This window comes from Frigoribacterium sp. CFBP 8754 (genome assembly GCF_014841815.1).
GTDB classification, from domain to species: Bacteria; Actinomycetota; Actinomycetes; order Actinomycetales; family Microbacteriaceae; genus Frigoribacterium; species Frigoribacterium endophyticum.
On the sequence record NZ_JACYUO010000001.1, the window covers coordinates 1,195,455 to 1,208,011 of the forward strand.

10 protein-coding genes and 1 pseudogene are annotated in these 12,557 nt (G+C 70.9%); 7 read left to right on the forward strand and 4 right to left on the reverse strand.

Going from position 1 to position 12,557, the window contains the following annotated elements; genetic code table 11:
* Window positions 1–8 precede the first annotated feature (8 nt).
* The coding region (locus IFT72_RS05495) for a pyrimidine reductase family protein (protein WP_371741179.1) at window positions 9–782 on the forward strand (774 nt) is incomplete at its 3' end.
* 1 nt (window position 783) lies between these two features.
* Here the strand turns inward: IFT72_RS05495 and dhaM are convergent.
* The 3 genes and pseudogenes from dhaM to dhaK form a co-directional block, all read right to left on the reverse strand.
* A pseudogene (gene dhaM, locus IFT72_RS05500) lies at window positions 784–1,468 on the reverse strand (dihydroxyacetone kinase phosphoryl donor subunit DhaM); the annotation flags it as partial.
* Window positions 1,465–2,127 carry a dihydroxyacetone kinase subunit DhaL gene (gene dhaL / locus IFT72_RS05505; RefSeq protein WP_192045733.1) on the reverse strand — a complete coding sequence of 221 codons (663 nt, stop codon included), beginning with the start codon at window positions 2,125–2,127 and terminating at the stop codon, window positions 1,465–1,467. The gene dhaL and the pseudogene dhaM, both read right to left, overlap by 4 nt.
* A gap of 85 nt (window positions 2,128–2,212) precedes the next feature.
* Window positions 2,213–3,214: a dihydroxyacetone kinase subunit DhaK gene (gene dhaK, locus IFT72_RS05510; protein WP_192045734.1), complete on the reverse strand. Its 1,002-nt coding sequence runs from the start codon at window positions 3,212–3,214 to the stop codon at window positions 2,213–2,215.
* Between the two features lie 258 nt (window positions 3,215–3,472).
* Between dhaK and IFT72_RS05515 the strand changes: the two genes are divergently transcribed.
* Together IFT72_RS05515 and glpK are read left to right on the forward strand one after the other, a co-directional pair.
* Window positions 3,473–4,150, forward strand: coding sequence for an MIP/aquaporin family protein (locus IFT72_RS05515; protein WP_056055941.1), 678 nt, complete (start codon window positions 3,473–3,475; stop codon window positions 4,148–4,150).
* A gap of 101 nt (window positions 4,151–4,251) precedes the next feature.
* Entirely contained in the window at window positions 4,252–5,769 is a 1,518-nt protein-coding gene (gene glpK / locus IFT72_RS05520) for a glycerol kinase GlpK (RefSeq protein ID WP_056055003.1), read from the forward strand.
* A gap of 153 nt (window positions 5,770–5,922) precedes the next feature.
* Here the strand turns inward: glpK and trpD are convergent, their stop codons facing one another.
* Window positions 5,923–6,978 carry an anthranilate phosphoribosyltransferase gene (gene trpD / locus IFT72_RS05525; RefSeq protein WP_192045735.1) on the reverse strand — a complete coding sequence of 352 codons (1,056 nt, stop codon included), beginning with the start codon at window positions 6,976–6,978 and terminating at the stop codon, window positions 5,923–5,925.
* Between the two features lie 105 nt (window positions 6,979–7,083).
* On the opposite strand from trpD, the gene IFT72_RS05530 reads away from it, so the two are divergent.
* The 4 genes from IFT72_RS05530 to IFT72_RS05545 are packed head-to-tail and all read left to right on the forward strand — an operon-like array spanning window position 7,084 to window position 11,368.
* Complete coding sequence (locus IFT72_RS05530) at window positions 7,084–7,728, forward strand: heme-copper oxidase subunit III (protein ID WP_082514370.1); 645 nt, start codon at window positions 7,084–7,086, stop codon at window positions 7,726–7,728.
* 21 nt (window positions 7,729–7,749) lie between these two features.
* Entirely contained in the window at window positions 7,750–8,565 is an 816-nt protein-coding gene (locus IFT72_RS05535) for a c-type cytochrome (protein WP_192045736.1), read from the forward strand.
* Window positions 8,566–8,600: 35 nt separating this feature from the next.
* Complete coding sequence (locus IFT72_RS05540; RefSeq protein ID WP_056055016.1) at window positions 8,601–9,668, forward strand: ubiquinol-cytochrome c reductase iron-sulfur subunit; 1,068 nt, start codon at window positions 8,601–8,603, stop codon at window positions 9,666–9,668.
* Complete coding sequence (locus IFT72_RS05545) at window positions 9,665–11,368, forward strand: cytochrome bc complex cytochrome b subunit (protein WP_056055019.1); 1,704 nt, start codon at window positions 9,665–9,667, stop codon at window positions 11,366–11,368. Before IFT72_RS05540 ends, IFT72_RS05545 begins: the two co-directional genes overlap by 4 nt.
* Window positions 11,369–12,557 lie beyond the last annotated feature (1,189 nt).

Consider the following 12,557-nt stretch of genomic DNA (forward strand, 5'->3'; position numbering starts at 1 on the left):
GAGCCCCCGTGCCCGACCAGCCCGCCCGCGACCCGGTCGCCGACCCGGCCGCCCTCCGCCGCCTGCTGCCGCCCGACCCGACCGGCGTCGACCTCGACGACGACCAGCTGCTGGCGATGATCGACCCCGGCGACCGCGACGAGCCGCGCCTCCGCGTGAACTTCGTCTCGACGCTCGACGGCTCGTCCACGGCGGACGGCCTCTCGGGAAGCCTCGGCGGGCCGGCCGACAAGAGGGTCTTCGACCTGCTGCGCCGCGTCTCGGACGTCGTGGTGGTCGGGGCGGGCACGGTGCGCGACGAGGGCTACGGCCCGATGCGCCTCGACGACGCCTCCGTCGCGTGGCGCCGCGGGCGCGGGCTGCCCGACCACCCCGTCTTCGCGCTGGTCTCCGCGACGCTCCGGCTCGACCCCGGCAGCCCCGTCCTCCGCGACGCGCCGGTGCGCCCGGTCGTGCTCACCACCGACCAGGCGGACCCGGAGGCGCGGAGGGCCCTCGAGGGCGTCGCCGACGTCGTCGCGTGCGGCCGCGACCGCGTCGACCCGCGCCTCCTGCGCGAGGCCCTGGTCGCCCGGGGCCTCCGGCAGCTGCACTGCGAGGGCGGGCCGACCCTCTTCGGCGACCTCGTCGCCGCGGACGAGGTCGACGAGCTCTTCCTCACGCACTCGCCGACCCTGGAGGGCGGCGTCGGCCCCCGCATCGCCCGCTCGACGACCGGGGTCGCCGGCGACCTCCGCGAGCTCGAGCTGGCGCACGTGCTCGTCGCGGGCGACCTCCTGCTCNAGCCCTCGCCGAAGCCGCCCTCCACCAGGGCCACGAGGTCGTCGACGGCCTGGGCCGCGTCGGGGCCGGTGGCCATGATCGCCACCGTCGAGCCCTTGCCGAGCCCGAGGCCCATGATGCGCAGGAGGCTCTTCGCGTCGACGCCGTTCACCGTGACGTCGGCCTGGAAGCGCGACGCGTGCGTCACGAGGTCGGCGGCCGGCCGGGCGTGCAGCCCCGACTCGTTGACGAGGACGACCGAGCGCTCGACCGCGTCGCCGCCGCGGAGCTCGCGTTCGTCCCGGTGCGGGTCGGCGACCCCGGAGGCGGTGCGGGCGGCCGCGGCGACCTCCTGCAGCGTGCCGCCGGTCTCCGCCGAGACGGCCGCGGCGACGGTGCCCTCGACGACGGGCGCGTCGGCCAGCACGACCCGCGCGGCCTCGTCGTCGTCGAGGAAGTCGACGGCGGTCTCGGTGGTGAGGATCGCCGAGCCCAGGTCGCAGAGCACCACGACGCCCTGGCCCGTGTCGGCGGCCGAGAGCGCCGCGGAGATCTTGTCGAAGCTCGTGCCGAGGCCGCCCTCGTCGGTGCCGCCCGCGGCCACGAGGGTCGTGGTCGGCGCCATCTGGCGAGCGAGCTCGACGGTGCCCTCGGCGATCGCCGCGCTGTGCGAGACGACGACGACGCCCACGCCGGCCACGGTCACGCCTCCCCGGTGGTCGCGGCGGCGGGGGTCGCGGCGGCCTCGGCGGCCGCGGCGAGGATGAGCGACGACGACTGCGCCCCCGGGTCGCGGTGCCCCACCGCCCGCTCGCCGAGGTAGCTGGCCCGGCCCTTGCGGGCGACGAGCGGCTCGGTCGACGCGGCGCCCTCCGCGGCGGCGTCGGCGGCGGCACGCAGCACGGCGGCCGGCTCGGCCCCGTCGCCCGCCGAGAGTCCGGCGGCCTCGACGGCCGGCGTCCACGCGTCGATCATCGTCTTGTCGCCCACCTCGGCCTTGCCGCGCAGCACGACGCCGTCCCGTGCCGCCGTGAGGAAGGCCACGACCGCCGCGGAGTCGAGCTCGGTCGCGTCGCCGAGGGCCGCGGCCCCCTTGAGGTACGCCGTGCCGAGCAGCGGGCCGGAGGCTCCCCCGACGGTGGAGATGAGGGTCGTGGCGACCATCTTCAGCAGCTGGCCGGGCGTGGCGTCCTCCGGCTGCTGGCCGAGCTTGGCCCGCACGGCCGAGAAGCCGCGCTCCAGGTTCTCGCCGTGGTCGCCGTCGCCGATCTCGCGGTCCAGCTCGACCAGCGCGGCGCGCTGCTCGCGCACCACGTCGGCCGTCCGTTCGATGAAGGCGCGGGTCCAGGTCGCGTCGAGTGTCATGCGTCTCCTCCTCGTGGGGGTGCGGTGCGGGGGTCGGCGGTGCGGGGGGCGGCGGTGCGGGGGGCGGCGGGGCGGAGCAGCGGGCTCACCGGCCCCACCGGAGGGCGGCCGTCTCGACCGGAGCGTCCCAGAGCTCGGTCAGCTCGTCGTCGAGACGGGTCACGGTGATCGACATGCCCTGCATCTCGAGCGAGGTGACGTAGTCGCCGACGAGCGTGCGGGCGACCTCGACGCCGCGCTCGGCGAGCAGCTCGGCCGCCCGGCGGAAGGCGACGTAGAGCTCGACGAGCGGTGTGCCGCCCATGCCGTTGACGAACAGCAGGACGCGGTCGCCGGAGGCGGTGCCCAGGTCGTCGAGGACGGCGCCGAGCAGGCGGTCGACGATGCGGTCGACGGGCTCGAGCGGCACGCGCTCACGACCGGGCTCGCCGTGGATGCCGATGCCGATCTCGACCTCGTCGTCGGCGAGGGTGAAGCTGGGCTCCCCCGCGTGCGGCACCACGCCGGCGGTGAGCGCGACGCCCATCGTGCGGGTCGCGGCGTTCGCCCGACGGGCGATCTCGGCGACCTGCTCGAGGCCGTCGCCGCGCTCGGCGGCGGCGCCCGCGACCTTCTCGACGACGACCGTGCCCGCGACGCCGCGACGCCCGGCCGTGTAGGTGGAGTCCTTGACCGCGACGTCGTCGTCCACCACGACCGTCGCGACGGTGACGCCCTCCGCCTCGGCGAGGTCGGCGGCCGTCTCGAAGTTCAGGACGTCGCCGGTGTAGTTCTTCACGATGTAGAGGACACCGGCTCCCCCGTCGACGGCCTGCGTGGCCGCGACGACCGGGTCGGGCGTGGGCGACGTGAAGACGGGGCCGGGCACCGCGGCGCTCAGCATGCCCGGGCCGACGAAGCCGGCGTGCAGCGGCTCGTGGCCGCTCCCTCCCCCGCTGACGATCGCGACCTTGCCGCTGACCGGGCCGGAGGCGCGGGTCACGAAGGTCGGGTCGTGAGACACCCGCAGGAGCCCCGGGTGGGCGAGGCCCATGCCGGCCACCGCCTCCTCGACGACGTCCTTCGGATCGTTGATGAGCTTCTTCATCGAAGTTCCTCCCTGGAACGGGCGGCGGTGCGCAGGCTCGCACCGTCCTGGTCAGAAGCTACCCCCCGAGCCGTGCGCACCTGCTCCGTGCACATATGTGCATCTCGGGTGATTCGGCTACCTTCCTGAGGGTTGCCCGGGTCTATGGTGAGGCCACACGCTCACCGCGGTGGTGCACAGTCGCACCCCGCCCGACGACTAAGGAAGGTCGACGTGGACCTGGGACTGATTTTTCTCTCTGAAGTGGTGGGCACGGCCATGCTCATCCTGCTCGGTGGCGGCGTCGTCGCCAACGTGGCCCTCACGAAGTCGAAGGGCTTCAACGGCGGGACGCTGATGGTCAACTTCGGCTGGGGGCTCGCGGTCTTCGCCGCGGTCACGGTGTCGTACTCCTCCGGCGCGGCCCTCAACCCGGCCGTCAGCCTCGCGCAGCTGATCCTCGGCAACATCGACTTCGTCGCGTTCCTCGTGTACCTGGCCGCCCAGATGATCGGAGCCGTCATCGGTGCCGTCCTCGTGTGGCTCGTGTACAAGAACCACTTCGACGAGGAGCCCGACCCCGCGGCCAAGCTCGGCGTCTTCTCCACCGGCCCTGCCATCCGCAACTACGGCTGGAACCTCGTCACCGAGATCATCGCGACGTTCGCCTTCGTGTTCGTGGTCATCGGCTTCACCAACGGCGGCACCCCGGCCGAGCTGGGCGCCATCCCCGTCGCCTTCCTCGTGATCGCGATCGGCGCCTCCCTCGGCGGCCCGACCGGCTACGCCATCAACCCGGCCCGTGACCTCGGCCCGCGCATCGCCCACGCCTTCCTGCCCATCAAGGGCAAGGGCTCGAGCGACTGGTCGTACGCCTGGGTCCCCGTGGTCGGCCCCCTGGTCGGCGGCGCCCTCGCCGCCGTGGTCTCGGGCGCGCTGCTGCCCCTGGCCGCCTGACCCCCACACCGACTCACCGCTGACCGCGGCACGGCCGTGCCCACCCGAGGCGCACCCGCCGTGCCGTGGTCGACACCATCAACGACGAAGGAGAACCACCCGTGAGCGACGACTACATCCTGGCGATCGACCAGGGCACCACCAGCACCCGCGCCATCATCTTCGACCACTCCGGGTCGATCGTGGCCACCGGCCAGAAGGAGCACGAGCAGATCTTCCCGCGCGCCGGGTGGGTCGAGCACGACCCCGCCGAGATCTGGGAGAACGTCCGCGAGGTCATCGGCCAGGCCCTGTCGCGCGCCGACATCACGCGCCACAACATCAAGGCCGTGGGCATCACCAACCAGCGTGAGACCGCAGTCGTGTGGGACAAGACCACCGGCAAGGCCGTCTACAACGCCATCGTCTGGCAGGACACCCGCACCCAGTCGATCGTCGACCGCCTCGCGGCGGACGGCGGCGTCGAGCGGTTCAAGCCGATCGTCGGCCTGCCGCTCGCGACCTACTTCTCGGGCACCAAGGTCGTCTGGATCCTCGAGAACGTCGAGGGCGCCCGCGAGAAGGCCGAGGCCGGCGACCTGCTCTTCGGCACGACCGACACCTGGGTCCTCTGGAACCTGACCGGCGGCACCGACGGAGGCGTGCACGTCACCGACGTCACCAACGCCTCGCGCACCCTGTTCATGGACCTCGAGACGCTCGAGTGGCGCGACGACATCCTCGAGGCCTTCGACGTCCCCCGCTCGATGCTCCCCGAGATCAAGAGCTCGTCCGAGGTCTACGGCACCGTCGAGGCCTCCAGCCTCCTCCGCGAGGTCCCGATCGCCGGCATCCTGGGCGACCAGCAGGCCGCGACCTTCGGCCAGGCGGCGTTCGACCAGGGCGAGTCGAAGAACACCTACGGCACGGGCAACTTCCTCATCTTCAACACGGGCGAGGAGATCGTCCACTCGAAGAACGGGCTGCTCACGACGCTGGGCTACAAGCTCGGCGACGCGGCTCCGCACTACGCGCTCGAAGGCTCCATCGCTGTCACCGGCTCGCTGATCCAGTGGCTGCGCGACAACCTCGGCATCATCGGCTCGGCCCCCGAGGTCGAGGAGCTCGCCAAGACGGTCGACGACAACGGCGGCGTCTACTTCGTACCCGCGTTCTCGGGCCTGTTCGCCCCGTACTGGCGCTCGGACGCCCGTGGTGCCCTCGTCGGCCTCACGCGCTACGTCAACAAGGGCCACATCGCCCGTGCTGCGCTCGAGGCGACCGCCTTCCAGACCCGCGAGGTGCTCGACGCGGTCAACGCCGACTCGGGCGTCGACCTCACGGAGCTCAAGGTCGACGGCGGCATGACCGGCAACGACGCCCTGATGCAGTTCCAGGCCGACATCCTGAACGTGCCCGTGGTGCGTCCAGTCGTCGCCGAGACCACCGCCCTCGGCGCCGCGTACGCCGCGGGCCTCGCGGTCGGCTTCTGGGAGACGCTCGACGACCTGCGCTCGAACTGGCAGGAGGACAAGCGCTGGACTCCTGCCATCGAGTCCGACGAGCGCGACCGCACGCTCCGCCTCTGGAAGAAGGCCGTCACGAAGACCTTCGACTGGGTCGACGAGGACGTCAACTGACGTCGGTGCTGACGAAACGGCGCTGACGACACGGCGCTGACGCGTCGACGGCAAGGAGAAGGGCCCGTTCCTCGGAACGGGCCCTTCTTCCGTACTCGGGGGCGTCGACCCCGGCGCTCGGCGGGTCGAGACGGTCCGGTCAGGACCCGGGGGTCAGGACCGTCGGGTCGCTGCGACCCACTCGTCGAGCTTGGCGGCGGCGGCGCCGCCGTCGATCGCCGCGCGGGCCACGGCCAGCTGCTCACGGAAGCGGGCGACGATCGGACGGTCGCGTTCCGACTGGTCGGCCGCCAGCCGGTAGCTGACGAGGCCGGCCGCGGCGTTGAGCAGGACGATGTCGCGGACGGGCCCGGTCTCCCCCGCGAGGACGCGTCGGGCGATCGCCGCGTTGTGCTCGGCGTCCCCCCCGACGAGGTCCGCGATGCGGGCCCGCGGGATGCCGAGGTCGAGGGGGTCGAGGTCGTGCTCGGTGACCGATCCGGTCGAGATCTCCCAGATGTGGCTGTGGCCGGTCGTGGTGAGCTCGTCCAGGCCGTCGTCGCCCCGGAACACGAGAGCGGTGGCGCCCCGGGTCTGGAACACCCCGACGATAAGGGGCACCTTGTCGAGCTGGGCGACACCCACGGCACTGGCCTCGGGCCGGGCGGGGTTGACGAGCGGGCCGAGGAAGTTGAAGACGGTCGGCACGCCGATCTCGCGCCGGACCGCCGCCGCGTTCCCGAAGCCGGGGTGGAAGGCCGCCGCGAAGGCGAAGGTGAGCCCGGCGTCGGCGAGCACCTCCGCGACGCGCTCCGCGCCCAGCGTGAGGTCGATGCCGAGCGCCGCCAGCACGTCCGACGACCCCGACGACGAGCTGGCGGCGCGGTTGCCGTGCTTGATGACGGGCACGCCCGTCGCGGCGACGACGATCGACGCCATCGTCGAGACGTTGACCGTCCCGAAGCGGTCGCCGCCGGTGCCCACGATGTCGACGGCCATGGACGGCACGGGCAGCGGCACGGCGTGCGCGAGGACGGCGTCACGGAACCCGACGATCTCGTCGACGGTCTCGCCCTTGGCCCGCAGGGCCACCAGGAAGGCCGCCAGCTGAGCCGGCGTCGCCTCCCCCGTCATGACCTGCTCCATGGCCCACGTGGCCTCGGTGATCGAGAGGTCACGACGCGCCAGGAGGGCGTCGATGAGGGCAGGCCAGGCGAGCTCGTGGGTCATGTGCCCAGGCTAGCGTTGGGCCGGAGCACGCCAAGTAGCTCGTCGTCAACAGAAATTCCCGGCGCGGAGTTTCCTGCGCAAACCCAGGGCGACTTACCAGGCATAATGGACGGCGTGACAAGTACCTCTCTCTCCAGGCCTTCCAGCGCGCCGGTCGTCAACCGCCCGAGCACGGTCGCCGTGGGCACCATCGTGTGGCTCGGCAGCGAGGTCATGTTCTTCGCCGGGCTGTTCGCGATCTACTTCACGCTGCGCAGCACGTCTCCCGGTCTCTGGGCCGCCGAGACGGCCAAGCTCGACGTCCCGTTCGCGCTCACGAACACCATCACCCTGGTGCTCTCGTCGGTCACGTGCCAGTTCGGCGTCTTCGCCGCCGAGCGCATGCAGGCCCGCCGCACCGGTCGCCTCTTCCAGGTCGGCAGCTGGGGCATGGTCGAGTGGTTCTTCCTGACGTACTCCATGGGCGCGGTCTTCATCTGCCTCCAGGTCTTCGAGTACGCCCACCTCATCTCCGAGCACGTGACGCTCAGCTCGAGCGCCTACGGCTCCGCGTTCTACATGACGACCGGGTTCCACGGCGCCCACGTCATCGGCGGGCTGATCGCCTTCCTCCTGACCATCGGTCGCGCGTTCGCGGCCAAGAACTTCGGTCACAAGGAGGCCACGACCGCCATCGTGGTCTCGTACTACTGGCACTTCGTCGACGTGGTGTGGATCGGCCTCTTCATGGTCGTCTACGTCCTCAAATAGGCATCGGAAAGTTCGCACAGCATGTTCACCAGAAGCTCCTCCTCGCGACGCACCGCCAAGACCGGCCGCCGCAGCCCCGTCGCCACGGCGTCGCTCCTCCTCGTGGGCCTGCTCACGACCGGCGGCGCCTACGCGCTCTTCTCCTCCACCGCCACCGCTGAGGAGTCCGCCCCCGCAGCGGCCTCGCAGCAGAGCGTCGACGAGGGGCAGAAGCTCTTCGCGTCCAACTGCGCCACCTGCCACGGCCTGTCGGCCGACGGCACCGGCGACGGCCCCAGCCTGATCGGCGTGGGCGCTGCCTCCGTCGACTTCCAGGTCGGCACGGGTCGCATGCCGATGGCGGCCAACGGCCCGCAGGCCGAGGAGAAGCCCGTCCAGTTCACCGACGAGCAGGTCTCCGACCTCGCGGCCTACGTCGCGTCGCTGGCCCCCGGCCCCGCCATCCCCGACGAGGAGTACCTCGCCGCGGACGGCGACACCACCAACGGCGCCGAGCTCTTCCGCATCAACTGCGCCATGTGCCACAACGTCGCCGGCGCCGGCGGTGCCCTGACGGAGGGCAAGTACGCGCCCTCGCTCAAGGGCGTCAGCGAGGCCCACATCTACGAGGCCATGCTCACCGGCCCGCAGAACATGCCGGTCTTCAACGACCTCAACCTCTCCCCGCAGGACAAGGCTGACGTCATCACGTACCTCAAGTACCTGGAGAAGAACCCGTCGCCCGGCGGGTTCGAGCTCGGCAGCCTCGGCCCGGTGGCCGGGGGCCTCTTCATCTGGATCTTCGGCCTCGGAGCGATCGTCGCCGTGACCATCTGGCTCACGGCCCGCTCCAACTAGCGGCCCTCCTCGTACTTCACTGAAAGGCAGCACCCATGGCACAGCACGACGACGAGGCCCCGGAGACGGGCTCGGCTGTCGAGAAGCACGAGCCCCGACGGGTCTCGGCCGGCACGGCCGTCCTGACGACGGACGTCTTCGAGAACCCGGGCGAGCCGCCGCACCGCGACCGCGTCACCGACATCGACCCGCGGGCCGAGAAGCGTGCAGAGCGCCAGGTCAGCACCTGGTTCTTCCTCTCGATCGTCGGCAGCATCGCGGCCATCGGCGCCTACGTGGCCTTCCCGATCACGTCCGGCGACTCGGGGTCCGTCCGGCTCAACAACCTCTTCCTCGGCCTCGGCATCGCTCTCGGGCTCCTGTCCGTCGGCATCGGTGCCGTGCACTGGTCGAAGACCCTCATGCCCGCCCGTGAGATCACGGAGATGCGTCACAGCACCCGTGGCACGGACGAGACGCGCGGGAAGGCCGTCGAGGTCTTCGCCCTGGGCAACCAGGAGTCCGGCTTCGGGCGCCGTGCGCTGATCCGCAACAGCCTCATCGGCGCGCTCGTCGCCACCCCGCTCCCCGCGGTCGTGCTGTTCCGCGACCTCGCTCCCGCCGAGGACCCGAACGAGGTCCTCCGTCACACGTTGTGGGAAGAGGGCATGCACCTCACCCGCGACCCGTCCGGTGCTCGCATCAAGGCCTCGGACGTCACCCTGGGCTCGGTCTTCCACGTGATCCCCGAGAGCCTGAACGAATCCGAGCACCTGCTCGAGGAGAAAGCCAAGGCTGCAGTCCTCCTCATGCGTCTCAAGCCCGAGGACCTCAACATCCCCGAGGGACGCGAGGACTGGCAGTACGACGGCATCGTCGCCTACTCCAAGATCTGCACGCACGTGGGGTGCCCCGTGGCCCTCTACGAGCAGCAGACACACCACCTGCTCTGCCCCTGCCACCAGTCGACGTTCGACGTGACCAACAACTGCGAAGTGATCTTCGGGCCGGCCAAGCGCCCGCTGCCGCAGCTGCCGATCGCCGTGGACGCTGACGGGTACCTCGTCGCGCAGAGCGACTTCCACGAACCTGTGGGCCCGAGCTTCTGGGAGCGCGCCAAGTGACCACCACCACCCCTGCACCGGGTACCGACACGACGACCCCGTCGTCGCACGGCACCACAGTCTCCGCGCCGGCCTTCGCGCCGACCCGGACGAACAAGATCTTCGGCGCCACGGCGAACTACATCGACGAGCGCACGAGCATGTCGGGCCTCGTCCGCGAGGTCGGTCGCAAGATCTTCCCCGACCACTGGTCGTTCATGCTGGGCGAGGTGGCTCTCTACTCGTTCGTGGTGATCCTCCTGTCGGGCACCTTCCTGACGTTCTTCTTCCAGCCGTCCATGGCTGAGGTCAACTACAACGGCTCCTACGTGCCGCTGAAGGGCCTCAACATGTCGGCCGCCATGGCGTCGACGCTCGACATCTCGTTCGACATCCGCGGTGGTCTGCTGTTCCGCCAGATCCACCACTGGGCGGCCCTGCTCTTCGTGGCCTCGATCATGCTGCACATGCTGCGCGTGTACTTCACGGGCGCGTTCCGCAAGCCCCGCGAGATCAACTGGGTCGTCGGCTTCACCCTCTGGGTCCTCGCCATGGCCGAGGGCTTCACCGGCTACTCCCTGCCCGACGACCTCCTCTCCGGCAACGGAGCGCGGATCATCGACGGCATGGTCAAGGGCATCCCGGTCATCGGCGTCTGGATCTCGTACCTCCTCTTCGGCGGCGAGTTCCCCGGCACCGACATGGTGGGTCGCTTCTACTCGCTGCACATCATGCTGCTGCCCGCACTCCTGATCGCCCTGCTCGGCGTCCACCTGCTGCTGCTCATCATCAACAAGCACACGCAGTTCGCGGGCCCCGGCAAGACGAACGAGAACGTCGTCGGCGTCCCTGTCATGCCCGTCTTCGCGGCGAAGGCCGGTGGGTTCTTCTTCATCGTCTTCGGTGTCCTCGTCCTCATCGCGTCGCTCTTCACGATCAACCCGATCTGGAACTACGGCCCGTACGACCCCTCCCCCGTCTCCGCCGGCACCCAGCCGGACTGGTACATCGGCTTCGCGGACGGCGCTCTGCGCCTCGTGCCGCCGGGCTGGGAGTTCGTGGCGTTCGGCTACACCGTCTCGATGAACATCCTGGCTCCCATCGCGGTCCTGGTCGTCTTCATCCTGGCCGTGCTGCTGTACCCGTTCCTCGAGGCCTGGGTCACCGGCGACAAGCGCGAGCACCACATCCTGGACCGCCCGCGCAACGCCCCGACCCGCACGGCCATCGGTGCCGCCGGCATCGTGGTCTATGCCAGCCTCTGGGCCGCCGCCAGCTCCGACCTGATGGCGACGCACTTCCACCTCAGCCTCAACTACGTCATCCACACGGTGCAGGCCTGCCTCATCCTCGGCCCGTTCATCGCGTTCATGATCACGAAGAGGATCTGCCTCGCCCTCCAGAAGAAGGACCGCGAGATCGCCCTCCACGGTTACGAGTCGGGCCGCATCGTCCGCCTCCCCGGTGGCGAGTACGTCGAGGTCCACGAGCAGCTCGACGAGTACGAGCGCTGGAAGCTGCTCAACTTCAACGAGTACGAGCCCCTCATGGTCCGTCCGAACGCCAACGGGCAGATCACGCCCGTGCAGCGTCTCCGCGCCTCGGTGTCGTCGTTCTTCTTCGAGGACCGCATCGCCCCGGTGAAGCGCTCGGAGATCGAGTCCTCGCACCACGAGGCCGTCCCCTCCGGTGACGAGCGCCGGTCGATCGACCAGCACTGATCCCTGCACCACGACGAAGGGCCCGACTGCTCCGGCAGTCGGGCCCTTCGTCGATCGTGGTCCACGGGGCAGCGGTGCCGACGCCGTGACGCCTGCAACGCCACGGGTCTGCTGCAGCCGGCGACGGGCGCCCCGTGGCCGGTGACACGCGGCTCGGGCCTGCTCGAGCCTCCTGAAGCCCGCTCGGGCGGAGGCCGGACGGCAGAGCGGCCAGATGACCGTTTCCTCCCCTCGTCACCGCGGCGGGTCTGTGTCCCTCGCGGCGGGTCGACGCTGACGAGCCCGAGATGACAGCAACCCGTCCACCCGTGTTCCACAGGTGACCCTCCACTGATGGGGCAGTGAATGGGCACCGGCTGACGGGCTCGAGTGTCGCGGCACGCAGGCACTCACCCGAGTGCTCCGGCCCTCTCTTCCTCGACGTTCACGAGCGGGAGAGCATGGACGGCGCCTCCCGATCCGACATGAGACGGGCCCGGTGCGGTCCCCTCCACTCGGCGCAGGCGGAGCGCGCGGCGGGCACGGTCAGCCCCTGCTCCCCCAGTCACCGGACCGGAGACTGCTGACCGCGGGGGTCCGGTGTTGCCTCTGGACCCTTCGGCGGGTCCGTGTCCCTCACAGCGGGTCGACGCTGACGCGCCCGCGATGACGGGAACCCGCCCCACCCGCGATGCAGCGACGGCAGTGCATCGCGTGAGCACCGGCTCAGCGGCTCACGTGGTCCTGTACTGCGGGCCCTCCGGCGTTCATGACCAGGAGAGCAGCCACGACGCCCACGGACCCGGGCCGTCCTGTGTTGCTCCCCGACCCCTTCCGTGGGTCCACGTCCCTCCCGGCGGGTAACGGTGACGCGCCCGCGATGACGGGAACTCGCCTCACTCGTGCAACAGCGGCACCCCTGGACCGCTCAGCCCACGCACGCCCAGAAGCACACCCATGGAGGGACCCGAGGAGTGGGTCGGGCTCGAAGTGCCGACAGGCAACGGGCCCGCACACGGCGTCAGCGGTCATCCTGAGCGGCCACAGTGACCGTGCGCCCTCCACCAGGGCACCGACAGGGCTCAGGCGGTAAGCACGACCGCTCCACCCCATGGTCAGGGGTCAGAGCCTGTCGCACGCCCCGCTGCCGCCCCTGAGAGCGTCTGGCCACACGCCGACGGCGCCCACCCGGAGAGGGTGAGCGCCGTCG